The 20,643-nt window shown below is 61.9% G+C and carries 24 protein-coding genes; 13 read left to right on the top strand and 11 right to left on the bottom strand.

The annotated features are described in order from the left end of the window. Positions 1 to 86: 86 nt before the first annotated feature. Entirely contained in the window at positions 87 to 1,016 is a 930-nt protein-coding gene (locus tag B9G99_RS08525; RefSeq protein WP_086621667.1) for a phytanoyl-CoA dioxygenase family protein, read from the bottom strand. Positions 1,017 to 1,423: 407 nt separating this feature from the next. Between B9G99_RS08525 and B9G99_RS08520 the strand changes: the two genes are divergently transcribed. From B9G99_RS08520 to B9G99_RS08495, 6 genes are all read left to right on the top strand, one after another. Continuing rightward, complete coding sequence (locus B9G99_RS08520; protein ID WP_227875756.1) at positions 1,424 to 2,182, top strand: C40 family peptidase; 759 nt, start codon at positions 1,424 to 1,426, stop codon at positions 2,180 to 2,182. A 119-nt stretch (positions 2,183 to 2,301) separates the two neighbouring features. Further along, on the top strand, positions 2,302 to 3,261 hold the full coding sequence (locus tag B9G99_RS08515) for an aldo/keto reductase (RefSeq protein WP_086621665.1): 960 nt from the start codon (positions 2,302 to 2,304) through the stop codon (positions 3,259 to 3,261). Between the two features lie 170 nt (positions 3,262 to 3,431). Further along, entirely contained in the window at positions 3,432 to 4,460 is a 1,029-nt protein-coding gene (locus B9G99_RS08510; RefSeq protein WP_086621664.1) for an acyl-CoA/acyl-ACP dehydrogenase, read from the top strand. Beyond that, entirely contained in the window at positions 4,457 to 5,254 is a 798-nt protein-coding gene (locus tag B9G99_RS08505) for a PIG-L deacetylase family protein (protein WP_086621663.1), read from the top strand. The genes B9G99_RS08510 and B9G99_RS08505 overlap by 4 nt, the downstream gene beginning before the upstream one ends. Next, positions 5,251 to 5,868, top strand: a complete 618-nt coding sequence (locus B9G99_RS08500) for a class I SAM-dependent methyltransferase (RefSeq protein ID WP_086621662.1) — start codon at positions 5,251 to 5,253, stop codon at positions 5,866 to 5,868. The genes B9G99_RS08505 and B9G99_RS08500 overlap by 4 nt, the downstream gene beginning before the upstream one ends. After that, positions 5,852 to 6,580 (top strand): glycosyltransferase family 2 protein, encoded by a 729-nt coding sequence (locus B9G99_RS08495; protein WP_086621661.1) that lies wholly within the window; start codon positions 5,852 to 5,854, stop codon positions 6,578 to 6,580. Before B9G99_RS08500 ends, B9G99_RS08495 begins: the two co-directional genes overlap by 17 nt. Here B9G99_RS08495 and B9G99_RS08490 read toward each other — a convergent pair. Then, complete coding sequence (locus B9G99_RS08490) at positions 6,543 to 7,415, bottom strand: cytochrome c oxidase assembly protein (protein ID WP_227875755.1); 873 nt, start codon at positions 7,413 to 7,415, stop codon at positions 6,543 to 6,545. The two genes, B9G99_RS08495 and B9G99_RS08490, sit on opposite strands and share 38 nt — an antisense overlap. 16 nt (positions 7,416 to 7,431) lie before the next feature. Then, positions 7,432 to 7,902, bottom strand: coding sequence for a DUF2243 domain-containing protein (locus tag B9G99_RS08485; RefSeq protein ID WP_086621660.1), 471 nt, complete (start codon positions 7,900 to 7,902; stop codon positions 7,432 to 7,434). A 125-nt stretch (positions 7,903 to 8,027) separates the two neighbouring features. Between B9G99_RS08485 and B9G99_RS08480 the strand changes: the two genes are divergently transcribed. The 4 genes from B9G99_RS08480 to B9G99_RS08465 all read left to right on the top strand — a co-directional run bounded on the left by B9G99_RS08480 (position 8,028) and on the right by B9G99_RS08465 (position 11,680). Beyond that, positions 8,028 to 9,131, top strand: coding sequence for an Lnb N-terminal periplasmic domain-containing protein (locus tag B9G99_RS08480; RefSeq protein WP_086621659.1), 1,104 nt, complete (start codon positions 8,028 to 8,030; stop codon positions 9,129 to 9,131). 114 nt (positions 9,132 to 9,245) lie between these two features. Beyond that, positions 9,246 to 9,554, top strand: a complete 309-nt coding sequence (locus B9G99_RS08475) for a hypothetical protein (protein ID WP_148663931.1) — start codon at positions 9,246 to 9,248, stop codon at positions 9,552 to 9,554. 186 nt (positions 9,555 to 9,740) lie between these two features. Then, positions 9,741 to 10,265, top strand: a complete 525-nt coding sequence (locus tag B9G99_RS08470) for a DUF2946 domain-containing protein (protein WP_086621657.1) — start codon at positions 9,741 to 9,743, stop codon at positions 10,263 to 10,265. 11 nt (positions 10,266 to 10,276) lie between these two features. Beyond that, positions 10,277 to 11,680 (top strand): PepSY-associated TM helix domain-containing protein, encoded by a 1,404-nt coding sequence (locus tag B9G99_RS08465; protein WP_086623383.1) that lies wholly within the window; start codon positions 10,277 to 10,279, stop codon positions 11,678 to 11,680. 21 nt (positions 11,681 to 11,701) lie between these two features. Here B9G99_RS08465 and B9G99_RS08460 read toward each other — a convergent pair whose 3' ends face one another. Then, positions 11,702 to 12,316: a cyclodeaminase/cyclohydrolase family protein gene (locus B9G99_RS08460; RefSeq protein WP_227875754.1), complete on the bottom strand. Its 615-nt coding sequence runs from the start codon at positions 12,314 to 12,316 to the stop codon at positions 11,702 to 11,704. Between the two features lie 133 nt (positions 12,317 to 12,449). Between B9G99_RS08460 and B9G99_RS08455 the strand changes: the two genes are divergently transcribed. Then, a complete protein-coding gene (locus B9G99_RS08455; RefSeq protein ID WP_158521467.1) occupies positions 12,450 to 13,952 on the top strand; it encodes a helix-turn-helix transcriptional regulator in 1,503 nt (500 codons plus the stop codon). A 345-nt stretch (positions 13,953 to 14,297) separates the two neighbouring features. On the opposite strand, the gene B9G99_RS08450 is transcribed toward B9G99_RS08455, so the two are convergent. From B9G99_RS08450 to B9G99_RS08425, 6 genes are all read right to left on the bottom strand, one after another. Further along, a complete protein-coding gene (locus tag B9G99_RS08450) occupies positions 14,298 to 14,624 on the bottom strand; it encodes a thioredoxin family protein (protein WP_086621654.1) in 327 nt (108 codons plus the stop codon). Between the two features lie 97 nt (positions 14,625 to 14,721). Next, positions 14,722 to 15,642: a DUF808 domain-containing protein gene (locus B9G99_RS08445; protein ID WP_086621653.1), complete on the bottom strand. Its 921-nt coding sequence runs from the start codon at positions 15,640 to 15,642 to the stop codon at positions 14,722 to 14,724. Positions 15,643 to 15,723: 81 nt separating this feature from the next. After that, complete coding sequence (locus B9G99_RS08440) at positions 15,724 to 16,965, bottom strand: NAD(P)/FAD-dependent oxidoreductase (protein ID WP_086621652.1); 1,242 nt, start codon at positions 16,963 to 16,965, stop codon at positions 15,724 to 15,726. A 179-nt stretch (positions 16,966 to 17,144) separates the two neighbouring features. Beyond that, positions 17,145 to 18,023 carry an EamA family transporter gene (locus tag B9G99_RS08435; RefSeq protein WP_086621651.1) on the bottom strand — a complete coding sequence of 293 codons (879 nt, stop codon included), beginning with the start codon at positions 18,021 to 18,023 and terminating at the stop codon, positions 17,145 to 17,147. Positions 18,024 to 18,226: 203 nt separating this feature from the next. Beyond that, entirely contained in the window at positions 18,227 to 18,724 is a 498-nt protein-coding gene (locus B9G99_RS08430; protein ID WP_086621650.1) for a GNAT family N-acetyltransferase, read from the bottom strand. Further along, positions 18,717 to 19,196 (bottom strand): OsmC family protein, encoded by a 480-nt coding sequence (locus B9G99_RS08425; protein ID WP_086621649.1) that lies wholly within the window; start codon positions 19,194 to 19,196, stop codon positions 18,717 to 18,719. The genes B9G99_RS08430 and B9G99_RS08425 overlap by 8 nt, the downstream gene beginning before the upstream one ends. 157 nt (positions 19,197 to 19,353) lie before the next feature. On the opposite strand from B9G99_RS08425, the gene B9G99_RS08420 reads away from it, so the two are divergent. Then, positions 19,354 to 19,995: a DUF1275 family protein gene (locus B9G99_RS08420; protein ID WP_158521466.1), complete on the top strand. Its 642-nt coding sequence runs from the start codon at positions 19,354 to 19,356 to the stop codon at positions 19,993 to 19,995. A gap of 135 nt (positions 19,996 to 20,130) precedes the next feature. After that, the gene (locus tag B9G99_RS08415) at positions 20,131 to 20,337 is read left to right on the top strand and encodes a hypothetical protein (protein ID WP_148663930.1); all 207 of its coding nucleotides are present in this window, start codon (positions 20,131 to 20,133) and stop codon (positions 20,335 to 20,337) included. Positions 20,338 to 20,345: 8 nt separating this feature from the next. Here B9G99_RS08415 and B9G99_RS08410 read toward each other — a convergent pair whose 3' ends face one another. Then, complete coding sequence (locus B9G99_RS08410; protein ID WP_086621646.1) at positions 20,346 to 20,564, bottom strand: DUF2835 family protein; 219 nt, start codon at positions 20,562 to 20,564, stop codon at positions 20,346 to 20,348. Positions 20,565 to 20,643 lie beyond the last annotated feature (79 nt).

Raw genomic sequence — 20,643 nt, 5'->3', positions numbered from 1 at the left:
CGCGATCAACGCCCTGCCGCCTGCAGATCATGTTCGCCCTTGCATGTCGAAAGGCAAATCACGAACCATGTCTGAACCGGACAGGTCTACAGAGCAAGATCGCGCCAGCGACCGTCCGGTGTATGGGCCAGAAAGTCAGGGCGCTGCCTGCTGGCCGCAAACGGTGTATCAAGGGCGTTATCGCGCTGGTTGAACACGAAAAAGATGTTGCTGCGCGCATCCGGTGACATGTTGGCATTGGAGCCGTGCAGCGTATTGCAGTCAAACAGCAGCAGCCCGCCGGCACGCCCCTTGGGCGCCTCGATGCCATGTTCGGCCACCAGTTCAGCCAGTGCCTCACGGCCCGGCACGCCCGCCTCCTGCTTTTTCAGCGAGCTCTTGTAGTTGTCTTCCGGCGTCTCGCCAATGCAGGGCACGAACTTCTCATGCGAGCCCGGAATCAGCATCAAGGGGCCGTTGAACTCATGGTTGTCGGTGAGCACGATCGAGGCACTGACGGCATTCATGCGCGGCATGCCGTCCTCGGCGTGCCAGGTCTCGAAATCGGAGTGCCAGTCAAAGCCCTTGCCTTCAAAGCCGGGCTTGTAGTTAATGCGACCCTGCATCACGTAGACATCCTCACCGATCAACTGCTCGACGCTTTTGACCAGCTTCGGCGACTGCGCCAGCTGCCCGAATTTCTCCGAGAGAAAATGCATGGCAAAGATAGAGCGGATGTCATTGCTGCTCGGCTCGGTGATGGTGAAGTCCTGATCGCGGTAGTCATCACGCTGGAGCAGGGCTTCAAGCTCGCGCTGATAGTCTTCAAGCTCGGCGCCATCGAGAAAATTCGGGATAAAGACAAACCCCTTGCGGCGAAACTCCTCACGCTGCTCGCGGCTCAGCGGCCCCTCCTGCGGCCCGCGCAGGATCTTTTCCTGACGCGGCAGCCAGGACCGCTCCGGCGCTGTCGCCAGGCGCGTAGGGTACGGATCTTCCATCAACGTATTGTGACGCTGTGCGTGTACAGCTGACATGTGTCCTCCTTGGTCAACAAAAAGACGACGGCGTCCTGCCTGACGTCACCCCCTCATGGGGCGCTCTGGGTATCCGGCGCCATCCGCGCCTGTCGATACATGCTTCTGGTCCCGGGACGTCAACAGATCATGACCATCGCCTGACCCTTTCAGGGCCCCCGAATAACGCTCCGGCCACCTGGCCGAATGTCCGGGAGGGCACTACGTGAACATGGGAACCCTTCGCCTTCCATAACCCAGGTTACCTTGATCGCGAGGTAAGGCATCACTTTGTACAATGCGCGCATCGATCATGTTTTCGGGTCCCGCTCAATGTTATCAATGCATCTGCCGTGATCCATGACCATGTGCCACTGGCGCCAACGTGGTCGATCCCCCGACACGACACCGATTTCATGAGCACGCCCATGCCCTCGCATACTGCGTTTCGTTATGCCCTGAACCAGTTATCCACCGGTCTTTTGATCGCGGCGCTGCTGGTGACCGCCCTGCCTCTGACAGCGACGCAGGCGCACGCCCGTCAGTTGATCCAGCCGGAGCACGGCACGGCCAGCGAACTGCGCGCCAAACGCAAGCGCGAACAGGCACGCGCCCGACAGTTGGGCCTTTCCGAAACACAGCTCAAAAAGGCGGCCGCACAGGGGCGCTCGATTGCCCCCGCCAGCTCGACCCGAGCGATTGCAGCGGGTGTGGATAACTTCAATTACAAGAAATATGCCTTCAACGAGGAGATCGATCGACCCGGCGAGATCGCCATGGCGCGTGCCATGGATACCGTCATGGATCAGATCGGCCGACCCTATCTCTGGGGGGGCACCACGCCTCAGGCGGGCTTTGACTGCAGCGGCCTGATCTATTATGCCTTTCGTGACCTGCTCTCCTCGGAGATGCCGCGCACCGCCAACGGCATGTATCACTGGTCAAAATCCACTCCGGTGGCCATCGATTCACTCAAGCGCGGCGATCTGGTCTTTTTCCGCATCAAGGCGGCCAGCGCCGCCGACCACGTAGGTGTCTATCTGGGCGATGGCCAGTTCGTTCAGGCGCCGCGCACCGGCGAGAACATCCGCATCAGCTCGCTTTCCGGCGACTACTGGCAGCGCCACTATCTGGGCGCAAGACGTCTTCTGACCGGCGACACCGTACGCCAGCTCGCCTCGCGCTGATCTCGAAACCCAATCCCTCCATCCGGCTCGACATGTGATACGAGGCAGGCTGCAAGGCGCTGTAGAGACCGCCCACACCGACTACGCTTGATGACATATCCATCGAACAGGGAGTGATCATGGACATGCGTCAGCTGGGCCGCAGCGAGCTCAAAACGGCCCCGATCATCTTTGGCGGTAACGTCTTTGGCTGGACGCTCGATGAGCAGCAGTCCTTCGAGATGCTGGATGCCTGGCTGGATGCCGGCTTCAACATGATCGACACCGCCGATGTCTATTCGCGCTGGGCCGAGGGTCATCAGGGCGGTGAATCCGAATCCGTGCTGGGCCGTTACTTCAGGGCCCGCGGCAATCGCGACCGGATAACGCTTGCCAGCAAGGTCGGCATGGAAATGCCCGGCGGCAAGGGGCTCTCACGCGACTGGATCATGCAGGCGGTCGAGGATTCCCTCAAACGGCTGCAGACCGATCATCTGGATCTCTATTTCTCGCATCGGGATGATCCTGACACGCCGCTTGAAGAAACGCTGGAGGCTTATCAGCGCCTGATCGAACAGGGCAAGGTGCGCTACGTTGCGGCCTCGAACTACTCGGGCGAGCGCCTTGAGGAAGCCATGCGTATCGCCGGCGACAACGGCCTGCCGCGCTATGAGGCATTGCAGCCGTTCTACAACCTTTATGATCGCCACGAGTTTGAAAACGACCTGGCCGGTGTCTGCCAGCAACATGATCTGGGTGTGACGCCGTACTTCTCGCTGGCCAGCGGTTTTCTCACCGGCAAGTATCGCTCGCGCGAAGACGCCAAGGGCAAGGCCCGTGAACAGTTCGTCGAGCAGTATTTCAACAAGCGTGGCATGCGCGTGCTGAATGCCCTCGATCAGGTGGCCGAACGCCTTGAGGCCACACCGGCTGCGGTGTCACTGGCCTGGCTGATCGCCCAGCCTGCGGTCACGGCGCCGATTGCCAGTGCCACCTCGCAACGTCAGTTCGACCAGCTCGTGCAGGCCACGCAGCTCAAACTTGATGATGACGCGCTGAAGATCCTTGATGAGGCCAGCCGACCTGATCAGGGCAACTAAAACGTTGCCAGCATGGATGCAGGACTGCCTTCGGGCGGTCCTTTTTGTATCCGACTGCAAAAGCTTAACCCCGAGCAATATTGCCCGAAGGCTTCGCAACTACTCTCAAGCTCTGGTCCGTCTCCTTTACCGGCAAGGATCGCCCACGACAGGCCGAACGAGGAGTTTGCATGGAGGCCACCTTCTTTCAGCGTTTAAATAATGTTCTGGCATGTCACGACATGCCCGCCGAGGACATCACCGAGCTGGCCGCACGGCTGGATCAGCTGATTGCGCTGGGACCGCTGCCCCGGCCCGGATCAAGCGAGACGCTCGCGCGCTGGCGCGCCCTGTATCAGGTGGCAGGTCATGATCTGGCCCTGATCAAGCTATATGAGGGCCACACGGACGCGCTGGCCATCATGGCCGAACTGGGTGTCATGCCTGACGCCCCTGATGATGCCCGCTGGGCCATGTGGGCTGCCGAGCCGCCGCAGGCCAGGGTGAAGGTCAGGGAGCAGGTCAGTGGCCACGACCCGGCACAGATCACGCTTGACGGCACCAAGGCCTGGTGCTCGGGCGCCCCGATCGTCAGTCATGCGCTGATGACCGTCTGGCAGGCGGACCAGCAGCGTCTTGCCGCCGTGATGCTGGATCAGCCCGGCGTCACCGTCACCGAGCGGGGCTGGCAGGCCGTGGGCATGCAGGCCAGCGCCAGCGTCGAGGTCGATTTCGACAACGCCCGGGCCACGCTGATCGGTCCGCTCGACGCCTATCTGGACCGCCCCGGCTTCTGGCAGGGCGGCGCCGGCATCGCCGCCTGCTGGCTGGGCGGCGCGCACGCGCTGGCCCAAACGCTCAAGGCCAGTGCCTCGAGCCGCCAGGGCGATCCGCTCATGATGGCGCATCTTGGCCACGTCGATGCTGCCCTGCAGGCCGGTCTGGCCGCGCTGCGCGAGACTGCCGGGCGTATCGATACAGCGCCCAATGAGGGCTGCCAGGCGCTGACCCTGCGCACCCGCGCCGTCATCGAGCACAGCGTCGAGCAGATTGTGACCCACTGCGGCCGCGCACTGGGCGCCGGCCCCTTCTGCCGCGACCGCCGGTTTGCCCGCATGATGGCCGACCTGCCCGTCTACCTGCGTCAGAGCCACGCCGAGCGCGACCTGAGCGCGCTGGGCAGGCTCTGCGCCGATGACGTTCATGGGTGGTCGTTATGAGCACTGATGATCGTCGAATCGAGGGCGAAGGCACGCCAGAGGCCGACTGGCAGGCCCGGGGCAGGCTGGAGGCGATGCCCCTGACCTCCCTTGAGGCACTGGTCGCCCCGCATCAGCACGCCGTGATCGTGGCCCCCCACCCCGATGATGAAACCCTGGGCTTTGCCGGACTGATGCTTCAGCTCGCCGACGCCGGGCATGCCCTGCAAATCGTTGCCGTAACGGATGGCACGGCAAGTCATGCAGGCTCTGCCCATTTCACGCCCGAGCATCTGGCCCGTCAGCGCCCGCTGGAAAGCCTCGAGGCGCTGTCGCGTCTGGGCTGTCAGCAGCAGACCACGATGACAAGACTGACACTGCCGGATACGCGCGTGGCCGAGCATGAATCCACGCTGTGCGATCATCTGCTGGGCTATCTCACCCCCGCGCACGTGGTGCTGACTACCTGGCGCGGTGACGGCCACCCGGATCATGAAGCCACCGGGCGTGCCTGCATGCGTGCCTGTGAGCTCACGGGTGCGCGGCTGATCGAAGTGCCGATCTGGACCTGGCACTGGGCCGAGCCGGGAGATACCCGCGTGCCCTGGCATCGTGCCCGGCGCCTGCGGCTTGACGATGACATGCTGGCCGACAAACGGGCCGCCATTCAGGCCCACCAGAGCCAGTTGAGCATCGATCCGGCCACCGGACAGGCACCGATTCTGTCCGATCACGTGCTGGCCCGGCTGACACGCCCCCATGAAGTATTTTTTATCGACGCGCCATCAGCGTCCGCCGGGAGAGCCCATCCATGACTCGTCTGGACGCTCAGGCCTTTGAACAGCTGCACGCCACGCATGATGATCCCTGGCACTACCACTCGCGCTGGTACGAACGGCGCAAGCGCGATCTGACGCTGGCAATGCTGACCCGCCAGCGCTATCGCCGCGCGTTCGAACCCGGCTGCTCCATCGGCGTGCTCAGCACCGCGCTGGCCGCGCGCTGCGATGCGCTCGACATCCAGGATATCAGCCAGAGCGCCGTGCGCCGTGCCCGCGAGGCCCTCAAGGATCAGCCCCACGTGAACATCGACTGCGGCGCCATTCCCGAACAGTGGCCGGAAGGCCGTTTTGATCTGATCATAATCAGCGAGATAGGCTACTACCTGAGCCGGGAAGCACTCGACACGCTGTGCAGGCGCATTGAGACCGCTCTGAGCGAGGACGGTGAGCTGCTGGCCTGTCACTGGCGCCATCCCATCGATGGCAGCGATCTGAATGCCGAAAGCGTTCATCGCACGCTGGCAGATCATCTGAATGTCACACGGCACGGCCATTACGAGGACAGCGACACCCTGATCGATCTCTGGCAGCGCACGCCCTCTCCGGTGGCCTCACGTCAAGAGGGCTTCCATGACGACGCTTTGTAACGCGCTGGCCCATATCGGGGTCGTGGTCCCTGCTCACGATGAAGAACAGCATCTGGGCACGTGTCTTGCCTCGCTGCTTCTGGCCGCCGATCATGCACGAGCACTCGGGCATGACGTGACGCTTGTGGTAGTGCTGGACAGCTGTCAGGACCGTTCGGCCACGGTAGTGGCAGAAATCGCCGAGTCGCATGACATCACCATAGTCAACATCGCCGCCGCCAACGTGGGCGTGGCTCGCCATGCCGGCGTTCAGGCGTTACCGGACGGGATCGACTGGCTGGCCTTTACCGATGCCGACACCCATGTGAGCAACAGCTGGCTGACTGACCTGTACGGCCTGGGTACCGAGGTCGTTTGCGGTGGGGTTTATCTGGTTCAATGGCAGGCGCTGTCACCGGATATACGCGCGCGCTATCTGGCCCATCAGCGCCAGAACGTTGAGCGACAACACATCCATGGGGCCAATATGGGGATCAGCATGGCCGTCTACAGGCGACTGGGTGGCTTTCGACCGCTACGCTGCCATGAGGATGTCGATCTGATCGAACGTCACCTGGCCGCACATGGCAACGTTACCTGGGCACCCAATCTGCGTGTCATGACCAGTGCCAGACATCAGGCCCGTGCCCCGAACGGACTGGGCGCGCTGCTGCAGTCGCTGGCCCATCCTTCATCTACTTCGACCGATGGCCAGACCCCACTGCCGGGATAGGGCCAGCAAGGCATTCCCGGATCGGACGCAGGTCCGGCGACGCCTCATTGAAATCCGAAAGACGCCTGCGACGGCGCAGCCAGGCGAGCATCAGGGCCACCACCAGCGTGGCTTCGGCCAGATCTCCCCAGTAGTACATCCACATCGCCGCCTGATGGAGCTCTTCGGGGTCCGCACCCGTACCGCGGGGAAAGTTGAACGCATACAGAAGCTTGCCAAGCGTTGCGTGTGCGGCCATGGCCACCAGCAGAACCCCCATCCGTGTACGCCAGGACGGCCGATGTGGCGCCGGGTCGGGCCCTGCAATCGCCCAGGTAAACAGGGTGCCCGAGACCACGAAATGCAGATGCAGGAAGATCGAAAGCCAGGGCGTAACCAGACTGTGCGCATACAGCGGCGTCATATAAAGCAGATACATGCCGCCAATATCGAACAGGGCTGCCGTAACGGGGTGCGTCAGCACTCGCACCGGCCGGGTACCGAGAAAGCGCACCAGCCGGCGGGCGCCCTCGGCAGGCAGATTGCGCAACAGCAGTGTCATGGGCGCGGCAAACACCAGCCCGAGCGGCGCAAACATGCCCAGCAACAGATGCTGCACCATGTGCCATCGTACGTCCTGATGCGCAGCGTGCATAAGCGAGGGCATAAACGCCACGGCAAGCGTCATACACCCCAGGGTGAACAAAAGCGTTCGCCCCCGGGACCATGGTTTTTGCCGTTGCGTGCGCCACGCGCCGGCCAGGTAGGCCAGCCACAACAGCGCGATCAAAAGCAGTGCGACCATGGAGGTTATCCCCATGGTCATGGTGGCATGCGAAGCGGCATGATCGGTCACGGCGAGGTTTACCCCATCAGTTCTGGCTCATCGCCCGCCCCTGTCGGGCACGCTGCAAAAGCTTCCAGCCGATGGCCAGCATGATCAGCCCGGCACCGATCCAGGCAATGTCATAGAGCCAGACATGCTCGACGTAACGCACCTGGTGAAGTCCGAGAATCTTGTGATCAACGATCCCGTCAAAGGTCTGAAAGCCCCCCATACCGAGCAGAAAGCCCGGGCCACGGTAGCCGGGGGCCTGGGCGCGACGTCCGTGCAGCTCGATCATCAGAAAGGCACCCACCACCAGAAACACCAGCTCCATGGTGTGCAGGATGCCATCGGAGGCCAGCGCCAGGGCCGAGGAGCCGGTGTCGACGAAATGGTGCCAGGCGAGCAGCTGGTGAAAGATGATTTCGTCGATCGCCGCCATAAAGCCGATGCCCAGCAAAATGGCGGCGATCATGGTGCGGCGGATATCCGGGGCAACGGGGGACTGTACGGCCATGGCGCTCTCCTGGCAGGCTCTGATTCGGGCAATGCGTTATTCTCCACAAGCCTGGCGCATGACAGCGGATTAGACATCATGCCCATTTCAAAAATTTCATCCCTGCTGCTGACTGGAGCCCTGCCATGGCCTCTACCCCGACGCGCTGGTGGCGCCCTGTGCTGCGCTGGACAGGACGCGCACTCATTGCACTCTTGATGGTACTGGCAAGCCTGTGGGGCGGGCTGGCTCTCTGGTACCAGCTGCCGGGGTCTGATGCCGTGCTCGTGGCGGTTGTGGTGGGCTGGGGAATTCTCGGGCTGAGCGCTGTGCTGGCGGCCCTGCATGTGCCCATCGCGGGACACCGAATCATCATGGTGACATGGCTGCTGGCGCTGGCGGCCCTGCTGATCTGGTGGCAAGGCATTACACCCCGGGGCGATCGTGACTGGGCACCGGACGTCTCACGCCTGCCGCATGCCGTTATTGACGGGGATCAGGTCACGATCGACAACGTGCGCAATTTCGACTGGCAGACGCCGGATCGCTATACCGAGCACTGGGAGCGTCGTACCTATCGTCTTTCCGAACTGGTCTCAACGGATCTGATCGTCTCCTACTGGATGGGGCCGGCCATCGCCCATACGCTGGTCAGCTTCGGCTTTCGAGACGGACAACAGCTGGTCTTTTCCGTCGAGATTCGCCGCCAGCGCGGTGAGTCCTTCTCCGCCATCGGCGGCTTTTTCAAACAGTTTGAAATGGCGCTGATCGCCGCCGACGAACACGATATCGTGCGGACCCGCTCCAACGTGCGCGATGAAGACGTGTATCTCTATCGAGTGGCCCTGCCCGATGACGCTGCGCGGGCACTGTTTCTGGCCTACCTCGGTAAGGCCCGGGAGCTGCGCGATACGCCGGCCTTCTATCACACCCTGACCAGCAACTGCACCACGCTGGTCTTTGACATGGTCAAACGCATCATCCCGGGTCTTCCCGTTGATTACCGACTGCTGCTATCGGGCTATCTGCCCGGCTACCTGTATGACCTTGAGGCACTGGACACCTCCCGCTCCCTTGTCGAACTAAAGTCGCGTGGACACATCAACTCTCGAGCACAGGCGGCCGATAAGGGGGGGCATGCTGATTCAGGCTTCTCCGACATGATCCGCGCGGGCGTGCCCGCACCCGATGGGCATCTCATGGGAGATAACGCGCCAGAGAATCAAAACCGTCAACGCCTGGAGCATTAAAGGCACGAAATGGGCGGTCCATTGGCCTGAGCTTGAAGTATGAAAAGGCAATTTCATGCTAGGGCATATGAGCGTTATCACATAACATGGATAAACAAATTACAGAGGTATTTCATGAGGCCCACAGAGCTCAATGTCCGCTGTTTTCACTGTGGCAGCCGACGCATCATGATTCGATCCGGGAACATGCGCCCGGTCGAGGATCCCGTGCATTGCCGGGACTGCGACACCTATCTGGGCCGGCGAAGCGATCTGGCCTTCGAGCGTCGACGCCTGATCGTTGGTGCGGCCAATGACCCCTTCGATGCCCAGCCGGACGCTGTGGCACTGCATGTCCCCGTGCCCCTGAAGGCCGTCAATGACGACGAAGCAGCGACAGGCAGCCTGCCGATGACGGTCAACGCCAACACCCTGTCCGATTAGACCGCCTGCCCCGCTCCTGTGATCGGGGACAGCGTTGGCGACCCGGCTTTCCGACGCGCCCTGCACTGACCATGCTTCAGTGTCATCCAGGCGGAAGACGGATCGACGGGATGTCCCGGAGACCGGGTTTACGGTAAGGTTACAGTTTCTGACACGCCCATTCCCGGACGCTGCTTCCGCCCGCTCATGACTCGTCTGCGCTGTTCATTCCCGGCCTGGCTGGCCCTGGCCGCCATGCTGGTCATTTTTCTGGCCCCGGTGCTGTCACAGACACTGGTGCTGGCCCATGAGCGCGAGTCCGGCAATGTCTCTTCCCGCTGGCATGATCCAGCGTCCGCGGTGCACGCCGAACACGTCATGGACCTGCAGGATGCTCATGACACGTTCAAGACCAGTGCAGGGCGTCATCAACAAACCCATCCCGCCGGCCATGTAGATCTTGCCCAGTGTGGCTACTGCTCACTGCTGGCCCATACACCGCTGATCCTTGAGCCAGCCCTGATGCTGCCGCCCGGCCGTGCCGGGCCACATGATGCTCCGGTAATGGCTCGTCTGCAGGGTCATGCCCGCCCCCCTGGTTTCCCAACGCGCAGTCGCGCGCCCCACCCCTGCCTGTCTGATCCGTTTCCAAATCACGTTCTCGACGTATCGGTCTCTTGTCCTGCAGGAACCGATCAGAAACACGCCATGGGATCAGACCCATGGTCATGACAGGTGATTTCATGACAGACCAGACCCCCTCAGCGTCCCCCGGCCAAAAGCCATGGGGCTGGGCCTTCATCGCTCGACTGCATTTTTATATCGGCCTGCTGGTCGGGCCATTTCTGCTGATCGCCGCCCTCAGCGGCATCCTCTATGCCCTGACCCCACAGGTCGAACACTGGCTTTATCACGAGCAGTTTTATACCGACAACGACAGTGGCACTCCGCTGCCGCTGGCCGACCAGATTCGCGCTGCCCGGCAGGCCCTGGGCCGCGACGAGGCCCCCATGGCGGTACGCCCCGCGCCCGCACCGGGTGAAACCACCCGGGTCATGTTCTCGGACCCGAGCGTGGGTCAGTGGGAACATCTGGCGATCTTTGTCGACCCGGTCACCAATGAGGTGCGCGGCGCCCTGCCGGTTTATGGCACCAGTGGCATCTCGGCCTTTCGGATCGTCATAGACAAGTTCCACCGCAGCCTGCTGCTGGGTGAGCCCGGGCGTGTTTACAGTGAACTGGCGGCCTCCTGGCTCTGGATCGTGGCACTCGGTGGGCTGGCCCTCTGGTTCAAGCGCCGACGCAGCGTCTCGCGCAGCAGTCAGGCAGGGGCCGGCCAGCGTGCCAGCCGCTGGCATACCCGTCTGGGGCCGTGGGCGCTGATCGGCTTCGTATTTTTCTCTGCCACGGGACTGACCTGGTCCAAATACGCCGGGGGCAACATCGGCGAACTGCGTCACATGTACGGCTGGCAGACGCCCACGGTCTCGACAAGCCTGGATGGCGTCACGCCCGCCGAGCAGGGCCCGCACGCCGAACATGCTGCTCATTCGAGCCACGACATGGCCATGATGGATCACGCCTTCGACCCGCAGCTCTATGATCGTGTGTTATCCGCTGCGCGGAACGAAGGACTCAAGGCCGACAGGATTGAAATCATCCCTGCGGCCGGGCCGGGCAACGCATGGAAGGTACGCGAGATTGGTCGTGAGTGGCCCACCGAGGTGGATGAAGCCGCCATCGACCCGACAACCCTGACCGTGATCGATCGCACCCGCTTCGAGACCTTCCCGCTGGCCGCCAAACTGACCCGATGGGGAGTAGACCTGCACATGGGCGTGCTGTTCGGATGGATCAACCAGCTGGTGCTGGTGGTCTTTGCCAGCGCGCTGGTCGTGATGCTGGTGCTGGGCTATGCCATGTGGTGGCGACGCCGCCCGACTCGGGCCAGCGCCGCCCTGACCCCCGTGACGCTGATACAGGCCCTGCTCCGGGCGCCTCGACCGGCGGCGCTGGCCGTCGTCATCACCGCCGTCCTGCTGGGACTGGCCCTGCCGGTGCTGGGCGTCAGTCTGATCGTGCTGGTGCTGATCGATGGTGCGGTGGCACTGGCCCAGCGCCGCCGACGCGCCTGGGCCATGGGCTGACCGGACTCCGGCTGAACAGGCTCAGTCCGACGCCGCCCCCGTGATGGTTGAAAGCAGCGCATCGGCGCGATGGGCCAAGCCGTCACGGGCGTGCAGGGCCCGGTCGCGCGCGGCGTCGTTGCCAAGCTGCCCGGCATTGGCACTCACGTTGAGCAGCACGCCGTGCAGCGCGGCGTGAACCAACCGGGCGCCGGCCACGGCGTCGCTGACAAACTGCGCCTCGATGTGATCACCGGCCTGATGGGCCAGCGCCAGTGCCGCATCACACAGCTGCGCGGTTCTCAGTGGCACCTCGACTGCGCTCTCGGCCGCCTCGTGAATGGCGTCCTGGCGCCCGTCGTCGCTCTCGTCACGGCCCACCGCGGCCATGAACGCCTCAAACGCTGCTACATCCTCTTCCGCCAGTGGGCTCAGGCGGTTTTTAAGCGATGCGCCTTCATCGATCAGCGCCTGACGCGCGCCACTGGCATGATGCTGCTGACTCAGGTGTAACCCCTTGAGTACCAGCGCCAGGCCCAGATCGGCACTGACCACGGCCGTGGCGCCACAGCCCGGCATCGGCTCACAGGCAACGGCGTCGCGAAAATCGCTCAGCCGCTGCTGCCAGAGGCCATCGACCTGTTCTGTCATGTTCATGCTGCTCCCAAAGATAATGCACCCGCCCGGCCGGGCAGTCGTTTCAAGCATAGCGGTCCTTGCGACGAATCGCGTGCTGTTCACCAGCGCGGCACCGTTGCATCATCAAGGTTTTCATTCTCCGGGAGTCGCCGTGTCCGATCAGATTGCCATTACCGATCTCCCCTGCCTGGATGACCTTTTCGCCTCGCCGCTGTCCCGGCTGATCGAGGAGATGAAAGAGGGCGTCATGCTGCTTGATCACGACGGCGCGCTGCGCTGGGCCAATCGGGCGGCGCTGGCCATGCATGACGTCGAGCGGGTCGATGATCTGGGGGCCAGCATCGATGAGTACCGCCAGCGCTTTCAGGTGCGTTTGAAGACGCCAGAAGACTATCCGATTCTGCCTGCCGTCCAGCTGCTGGCGGGCATGCCCTTCGACAATGTCGTCTTCGAGATCATGCTGCCCGGTCAGACCGACCAGCTGCGAATGCATCGCTCCCGCGGCCGAATCCTGAGCATTGATTCGACCACGCATGTGGCCGCCCTGATTGTCGAGGACATCACGGAGCTTGCCAGCGCCGAGGAGCGCTTTGAAAAGTCATTCAATATCAATCCGGCACCGGCCCTGATCTGTCGCCTTAATGATCAGCGCTTCATTCGCGCCAATCAGGGCTTTCTGGACCTGACCGGATTGAACAAGCAGGATGTGCTGGGATATACCCTTCAGGAGCTCGACGTCTTTGCCGGCGCCGATCAGCGGGAGCAGGCGCTTCATCGACTCGCGGAAGGTCTGACAATTACGCCGATGGAAGCCGTGCTGCACAGCGAAACGATGGGGGAAAGCCGGTGCGTGGTGGTTGCCGGCCAGCCCATCGATGTCAATCACGAGGCCTGCATGCTGCTGACGTTTACCGACCTCGAACCGATCCGACGCGCACAAAACGCACTGCGGCGCAGCGAAGCCCAGTTTTCGACGCTGTTTCATCTGTCACCGGTGCCGACAGCACTGGCCGATCATCACACCCTGTCGCTGCTTGAGGTCAATGATGCCTTCAAAAATGCATTGGGACATGACACCCGAGTCACGGCCACCGAAGCTCTGACGCAGTATGCGCCGTTACCGGCGGCCGTTCGCCGACGCATTCTCTCGGCCCTGGCGTCCGGTGACACCATCAGCGGCCTTGAAAGCAACGTTATCCTGCCAGGCGGAGAGTGTCTGACCTGGCTGATTTCGGCCACCATGGTGAGCATTGACGAGCAGGATCGGGTGCTGTTGACGCTGATCGATATCACCGAGCGCAAACGCAGTGAGGCCGAACTTTTTGCCGCCATCGATACGGTCATGCAGGACGCCTCATGGTTTACGCGCACCCTGGTCGACAAGCTGGCCAGCGTGCGACATACCCATCGACCCGAGCCGGTCGCAGCACCGGCCACCAGCCTCAGCCAGCGCGAGCGCGATGTGCTGGTGCTGCTGTGTCAGGGGCGCTCCGACAAACGCATCGCGACCGAACTGTCACTGGCCCACAGCACGGTGCGCAACTACATTGCCTCGCTCTATCGCAAGCTGAACGTTCACAGTCGCAGCGAAGCCATTATCATCGCGCGCCAGCAGGGACTCGACGACGCCCCAAAAGTGAAAAAGGGGTCATGAGCTCCGGCATCAAAGATCTCAGCAGCCCTGCAAATGCATCGAGAGCATCCGTACATCTGCATCTATTTAGGAAGGTGAGGAACGCGATATATTTTTAATGGCTTGAGGTGGTACCAGGAAGGTACCCGGACAGAAGGACCTGACCGATGAAGGGATTCATATTCCTCATGTTCGGCGCCTGCCCGGGTGATCAGAGGTGTCCGCCACAGGGAGACAGGGTGCGGCAGGGAAACAGACCGCGCCGACCCGACAGAGCTCAGGGATGAGTACCATGCCAGGACGTCATGGCTGTCAGTGATGACACTGTCGGGTCATCTCCACACACACCACTGTCCACCCTGGTCGCTACGAGTCGTTGTGCAGGATACGTTCAAGCGCTGTTTCCAGCGCCTGGCGTGACTCGGGCCGCACACAGCGTGCCTGCTCCTGCCCGTCCTTCAAAAAGATCAGTGTCGGCCAGAGCCTGACCTGATAACTTCGTCCCAGTCGCTTGCCCTTGCCGTCTTCGACGCGGACATGCCATACCCCGGAAGCCTGGCCGATCACCTCATCGATCAGCGGCTGAGCTGCCTTGCAGTAGCCACACCAGGGCGTACCAAACTCCACCACTGTCGGCCCCTGACTGTCATCAAGCTCACTGCGCTCCGGTATCACGCTGTCGGGCATGGTCATGGACGCTCTCCTGTCTGGCCGAAGCCCCGCATGTCGCAGGCCCCGGGGCATTGATGCGCATTTTAAGGAAGACGATATCGTTTCAGATGGGGCCGTATCAGTGGGCGCCGCGCATTTTCTTGACCAGCGTGACCGCCCCCAGAATCATCCCGCCAAGCACCAGCCCTACCACCATGTTGATCAGCGTCGGAGTGATCGGCTGCAAAATGACGCCTACACCGGGAATATCCCCCTCGGCCAGGGTCAGGGCCTGGACGGCATGATGCAGCACCGGGATACCATGCGTCAGAATACCGCCGCCCACCATGAACATCGCCGCCGTGCCGGCGATGGATAAAAACTTCATCAGCCAGGGCGCCGCCCAGAGAATGCCACGCCCTGCCTTGCGGGCCATGGCAGCGCTACGACGACTCAGATAAAGCCCGAGATCGTCCAGCTTGACGATGGCGGCTACCAGCCCGTAAACCCCCAGGGTCATGGCCACGGCAATGATCGACAGCACCATGACCTGCTGCATGAAGGCCGCCTCGGCGACCGTGCCCAGGGTAATGGCAATGATCTCTGCCGACAGGATGAAATCGGTGCGCACAGCCCCCTTGATCCGCTGCTTCTCGAACGCGGCCTGCTCTTCGGCGGAGCGTTCGGTTGGTGCAGCCTCCTTTTTTCTGGCACCGGGGTGGCGGTATCGATGCCAGGCGTGCGCGAGCTTTTCGACGCCTTCATAGCTCAGATAGGCGCCGCCCAGCATGAGCAGCGGCGTCACCAGCCAGGGCGCAAAGGCGCTGATCACCAGTGCGGCCGGCACCAGCATCAGCTTGTTGAGCAGCGATCCCTTGCAGACCGCCCAGACAATCGGAAGCTCCCGATCAGCACGGACGCCGGTGACCTGCTGAGCATTCAGCGCCAGATCATCCCCCAGCACGCCCGTCGTTTTCTTGGCCGCCACCTTGGTCATGACAGACACGTCATCCATCAGGGCAGCAATATCATCAAGCAGGGTCAACAGGCTGGCAGCCACGGCACTTCCTCATTGAAATGGTCATGACAAGCTTAGAGCATATGGGCGTGGACGACCTTGATTAAAAGGGGTTGGCGCGTGTCACGGCACCATCCATTCCCGCCCTTTCAGCATCATCTGCCAGTAGATGGTCGGCATGAGATGTGCCTTGAGCTGCCAGGCCAGTGCCGTGGCGCGTTGACCGTCGTTGAGCCATTCCGGCAGGGTCGGCATGAGTTCACCGCCATAACCGAATTCAGCCAGCACTACCCGACCACGCGAGACCGTCAGCGGACAGGCGCCATAGCCCTGATAACGCGCCGACAGGGACTCGCCCTGCAGATAGGCCACGACATTGTCGGCCACGATCGGGGCCTGCACCCGTACGGCCGCCGCCGTCTTGGCATTGGGGGTCGCGCTAACGTCACCGGCACCAAACACGGCAGGATAGCGCAGGTGCTGTAGCGTATTGGGGTGGAGATCAAGCCAGCCGGCATCGTTGGCAAGCAGGCTGTCACGAATCAGCGCCGGGGCGCGCTGCGGGGGCACGACATGAAGCATGTCAAAGGACTCGACATGTTCACGTTGCCCCCCGTCAGCATCGTGAATCAGAAAGTGTGCCTGCCGATTGGGCCCATCCACAGCCATCAGCTGCTGATGAAATTCAAGGCCGATGCCATAGCGCTCGACCTGTTCCATTAGAGCCGGAATATAGGCCGGTACGCCAAACAGCGCGCCACCAGCATTGTGAAAGGACACATTGATACCTGCCAGCACCCCACGACGACGCCAGTGATCGCAGGCCAGATACATCGCCTTTTGTGGGGCACCGGCACATTTGATGGGCATGGCAGGCTGGGTAAACAGCGCTCGCCCCTGCCGCAGCCCCTGTACCAGCGACCAGGTGTAGGGCGACAGATCGAAGCGGTAATTGGACGTGACCCCATACTCGCCAAGCGCCCCCGCCAGCCCGTCGATGGCGTCCCAGTGAAGTTCGAGCCCCGGTACGACGACCAGGGCGCGATAGCCAAGCGTGCTGGCATCCTTCAGACAAACGATACGCCGTTCCGGATCAATGCCGGTGGCCGCGCAGGGATAATGTGCGACCCCCTCCGGCAGAACGTCTGTCATCGACCGACTTGTTCGCTCGACATCGAGCACGCCACCGCCCACCAGCGTCCAGCCCGGCTGATAGTAGTGTTCGCCGGCCGGGTCAATGAGCGCAATATCAAGGCGCGGATCGCGACGGCGAAGCCCCTGGGCAATCGCGATGCCGGCAGCGCCGGCACCGATCACGACCACATCGTGATGCTGTTCCAGGGTGTTCGGGGTCTGGCCTGTCATGGTCGCTCCTGGCGCTGTTTCGTGCACGGGGGTATGCGTCGGGCGCGTTTACCTGATCACGCCCCAGCCTTTGTCAGGCCAACATTATTACATTAGTTTTTTATTGTTATAAGCACTGAATAAACCGTCAGCGCCAGAGCCCGTCATGCCGGCCAGGAGGGCATGTCAAAGGTCGAAGATCATCCGCCCGGAGCGGGCTCGGCCGAACGTGAGGTAAGCGTGGTGCCCATCGAGGCCGCGATGATGGTGCCGATCGCCAGCCATTGCAGCACCGAGAGCTGCTGACCGAGAAACACCAGCCCCGACAGCGCGCCAAGGGCCGGCTCCAGACTCATCAGCGTACCGAACATGTGGGTCGGCATACGCGACAGCGAGAACATTTCAAGGGTATAGGGCAATGCCGTGGAGAGTAATCCCACGACAAGCCCTACGGACAGCACCACCGGAGAAAGAAGCGCCGTGCCCGCCTCCATCACTCCGATCGGTACAATGGCGATCGCCGCAATGGTGATGCCCAGCGCCGCACTCTGGGTGCCATTACCGCTGCCGGCACGACGCCCGAACAGAATATAGAGCGCCCAGCACACGCCAGCGCCCAGCGCACACAACGCGCCGCGAAGATCAATCCCGTGCTCAAGGTTCTTGTCAGGCCACAACAGAATGGCAAGCCCCACCACAGCCAGCGCCACCCAGGCCAGATCACGCGGCCGGCGCGAGGTAAACACGGCGACTGCCAACGGCCCGGTAAATTCAAGCGCCACCGCAATGCCCAGCGGAACGGTCACCAGCGCCTGATAAAGTAGGAAATTCATCATCCCCATCGCCACACCGTAAACGGCAATCGCCTTCCATGCGCGGGGTGTCACCGGCTGACGCCAGGGCCGAAAGAGCACCAGCATCACGATGGCCGCCAGAAACAGGCGAATGGAGGTGGCACCCGAGGCGCCCACCAGGGGAAAAAGCTGCTGGGCAATGGAGGCGCCGCTCTGAATCGAGCTCATGGCGACCAGCAGCAGGGCCACCGGCAGCAGGCGTTGAACGGCAGACGGCATTAACATTAACATTCACCCCGAAAAGGTCATAAAAAGGCAGAATGCGGCAGTCGTTCACCGCATTGATCACGCCTCATGATAACCGCCCTGAAACCGTATAGGGGGAAGGACGCCATCGAACGCTCGAGACCGTCGCCCCGAGCCATGCATGCGTCGCCACCGGTCATGTTCAAACATCAGCGCTGAAGGCCCGGCGCCCCCAAAAACGCTCAGCAGGGCGCGACCTCTTCGTGATAGATCTCAAAACCGCGCTTTTGATAGTTCTCCAGCGCCGCCGGATGATCCAGCGAACAGGTATGCAGCCACACTCGATCGGTACCCCGCCAGCGCCAGGCCTGATCGATGGCATGACTCAAAAGACCCGCGCCGAACCCCATACCGATAAACGTCTCCACCAGTCCGAAATAGAGAATCTCGACATTGACGCCATCAGGGCGATACAGCTCGTAGTAGCCGGCCACGGCGCCGCGATAATAGGCCACGAAGGTGCGATGGGCGTCGCTTTCTACCATCGCACGCCACTCGTTCTGATCGCCCTCGAGCATTTCGCTCCACTGCCACTGCGTACCGACCAGCCGATAGAGAAAGCGGTTCAGTTCAAACTGGGGGATCTCACACTCGACCACGCCGAGCGTTTCGGGTATCGCCCGGGCGTGATGAGCCTTCGGATCACGCATTTCAAGATACCAGATGATCTGTTCAGCCATGACAGCTGTCCTGTCTGGAAAATACCGGCTGGCATTCAACGCTGAAGTTGACCGAGCGGGCGATGAAGCATTTCTCGTGAGCCGTCTCGTGCAGTTTGAGCGCGCGGGCCTCGCTGCTGTTCGCATCCAGGACAATGTGCGGGCGCAGGGTGGCCCGGGTGAAGCGCCCTTGAACAGCATCCATCTCGCCTTCGGCGTGATCCTCATAGGCCAGCACGACCACGCCGGCTTCGGCGCACAGGTGTAAATACCATAGCTTGTGACAGGCCGATAGCGCACCGACCAGCAGCTCCTCCGGGTTCCAGCGATCAGCATTGCCCAGAAAGGCCGGATCAGCGGAGCCCTCGATGGGCGCCTTGCCGGGCGCGCTCAACTGATGCTCTCGCCCGTAATCGTGATAGCCGGTCGTACCGGTCTCGCGCCCGCCCTGCCACTGCACCCTGACCCGATAATGGTGTTGCTGCCCTGCCATGTCATGGACTCCGTGCTCATGAGTGAAGGCTTATCATCGCCATTTTGAACGGACGCGTCGATCAGGCCGATTCGCAATAAGGGTCGAATCGATGACGGCATGCCACCACACGAACGCACTACACTCACGATCAACAGAATCATCTTCAGGGACGCCCATGCTGGATAGAAAGATCCCCTTCCCGGCCTTTGCACTGCTGTTCATGGTCGCAGGAGCCACCGACGCGCTCATTTATCTGCACAGTCGTGACCTGCTGGCGGTATACATGACCGGCAACAGCTCTCATATCGGTCGTCATATCGGCGAGGGAGACTGGGCCGGCATTGCCCCGCTGGCCGCCATCATTGCGGCCTTTTTTGGCGCTACCACACTGGGTGCGTGGATCGGGATGCGGGTCGGGCGCTGGAGACCCACGCTCATCCTGGTACTGGCCGCCCTGTCCATGAGTGTCGCTGTGCCCTTTGCCCACGGCGAAGAATACCCCTTTACCACCGTCCTCTTTATTGCCTCCTCCATGGGCGTGCTCAACCAGGTCAGCGGCAATGAATCAGGCGTCACCTTTCTTACCGGCATGATGGTCAGAACCGGACGGGCCTTCGCCCAGGGCGATTTCAAGGCCGGACTGGATGGGTTGTTACGCTGGTGCGCCCTGGTCGCCGGTGCTGCCCTGGCCATTCCCCTCAACACCCATCTGGGCACTCAGGCCCTGCTGGCCATCGCCGCCATGCTGGCCCTTGGCGCCGTGTTTACGACGTGGAATGCGCTGGTCGCACGTCATCGGGCGAAGAGTCCGTCCTGAAAGGCAAACGACCATTCCAACGGCCCAGGGCCGTGCTTGTCTACTTGCCGACGCCACAGACCAGGACCATTGCGTACCGATATCGTGGACTGCATGCGAGTAGAGTGAAAGGGTTCCCCCATGGAGGGCACCGACATGACCCATGCCTACAAGCCAGCCTCGAAGGGCGCCACCGTCACAACAGGACGCTCGCCCGTATTCATCGTTTTTGATGAAGACTCTCTTGAGCAGGAAGGTGTTTATAACACCGAAGAAGAAGCCAGACGCCGCTGTGACCGGCTCAACCGCTCGGCGACCGACAATCCTGCCCCGGGCGATGTGCACCCCGAACAGAAGATGTAACGGCCGCATCACAGCGCCCGGATCGAGATAAATCGTCCCTCTTCATCAAAGGTGACGCGATAGATGCCATGAACGCCGTCACTTTTGATGATGTGATGGAGCACCCTTGAGGGCAGCATGACGCTGCGCCCATCCAGCGTTCGGGTACGAATGCTGTCGACTGCTCCGGCGTAATGAGCGCGGCACTGCTCGGCGCTGAGATCGAGTTTGATATCGACACTGGGCACGGCGATCTCCCGAGCAGGAAGGCAAGGCGTTGACGGTCTCCGGCCATGCTGGCTGAGCCCGCAGGCATCGAAAAAGAAA

The sequence above is a fragment of the Kushneria konosiri genome (assembly GCF_002155145.1).
Lineage (GTDB): Bacteria > Pseudomonadota > Gammaproteobacteria > Pseudomonadales > Halomonadaceae > Kushneria > Kushneria konosiri.
This window is presented reverse-complemented; position numbering and strand designations above follow the sequence as displayed.

Coding starts and splice junctions, on each gene's coding strand:
- B9G99_RS08450 (WP_086621654.1), bottom strand. CDS start 14,624: ATGACCATGCCCGACAGCGTGATACCGGAGCGCAGTGAGCTTGATGAC.
- B9G99_RS08500 (WP_086621662.1), top strand. CDS start 5,251: ATGACTCGTCTGGACGCTCAGGCCTTTGAACAGCTGCACGCCACGCAT.
- B9G99_RS08420 (WP_158521466.1), top strand. CDS start 19,354: ATGCTGGATAGAAAGATCCCCTTCCCGGCCTTTGCACTGCTGTTCATG.
- B9G99_RS08460 (WP_227875754.1), bottom strand. CDS start 12,316: ATGAACATGACAGAACAGGTCGATGGCCTCTGGCAGCAGCGGCTGAGC.
- B9G99_RS08465 (WP_086623383.1), top strand. CDS start 10,277: ATGACAGACCAGACCCCCTCAGCGTCCCCCGGCCAAAAGCCATGGGGC.
- B9G99_RS08510 (WP_086621664.1), top strand. CDS start 3,432: ATGGAGGCCACCTTCTTTCAGCGTTTAAATAATGTTCTGGCATGTCAC.
- B9G99_RS08475 (WP_148663931.1), top strand. CDS start 9,246: ATGAGGCCCACAGAGCTCAATGTCCGCTGTTTTCACTGTGGCAGCCGA.
- B9G99_RS08495 (WP_086621661.1), top strand. CDS start 5,852: ATGACGACGCTTTGTAACGCGCTGGCCCATATCGGGGTCGTGGTCCCT.
- B9G99_RS08480 (WP_086621659.1), top strand. CDS start 8,028: ATGGCCTCTACCCCGACGCGCTGGTGGCGCCCTGTGCTGCGCTGGACA.
- B9G99_RS08470 (WP_086621657.1), top strand. CDS start 9,741: ATGACTCGTCTGCGCTGTTCATTCCCGGCCTGGCTGGCCCTGGCCGCC.
- B9G99_RS08430 (WP_086621650.1), bottom strand. CDS start 18,724: ATGGCTGAACAGATCATCTGGTATCTTGAAATGCGTGATCCGAAGGCT.
- B9G99_RS08415 (WP_148663930.1), top strand. CDS start 20,131: ATGACCCATGCCTACAAGCCAGCCTCGAAGGGCGCCACCGTCACAACA.
- B9G99_RS08485 (WP_086621660.1), bottom strand. CDS start 7,902: ATGGCCGTACAGTCCCCCGTTGCCCCGGATATCCGCCGCACCATGATC.
- B9G99_RS08515 (WP_086621665.1), top strand. CDS start 2,302: ATGGACATGCGTCAGCTGGGCCGCAGCGAGCTCAAAACGGCCCCGATC.
- B9G99_RS08505 (WP_086621663.1), top strand. CDS start 4,457: ATGAGCACTGATGATCGTCGAATCGAGGGCGAAGGCACGCCAGAGGCC.
- B9G99_RS08425 (WP_086621649.1), bottom strand. CDS start 19,196: ATGGCAGGGCAGCAACACCATTATCGGGTCAGGGTGCAGTGGCAGGGC.
- B9G99_RS08440 (WP_086621652.1), bottom strand. CDS start 16,965: ATGACAGGCCAGACCCCGAACACCCTGGAACAGCATCACGATGTGGTC.
- B9G99_RS08435 (WP_086621651.1), bottom strand. CDS start 18,023: ATGTTAATGCCGTCTGCCGTTCAACGCCTGCTGCCGGTGGCCCTGCTG.
- B9G99_RS08520 (WP_227875756.1), top strand. CDS start 1,424: ATGCCCTCGCATACTGCGTTTCGTTATGCCCTGAACCAGTTATCCACC.
- B9G99_RS08525 (WP_086621667.1), bottom strand. CDS start 1,016: ATGTCAGCTGTACACGCACAGCGTCACAATACGTTGATGGAAGATCCG.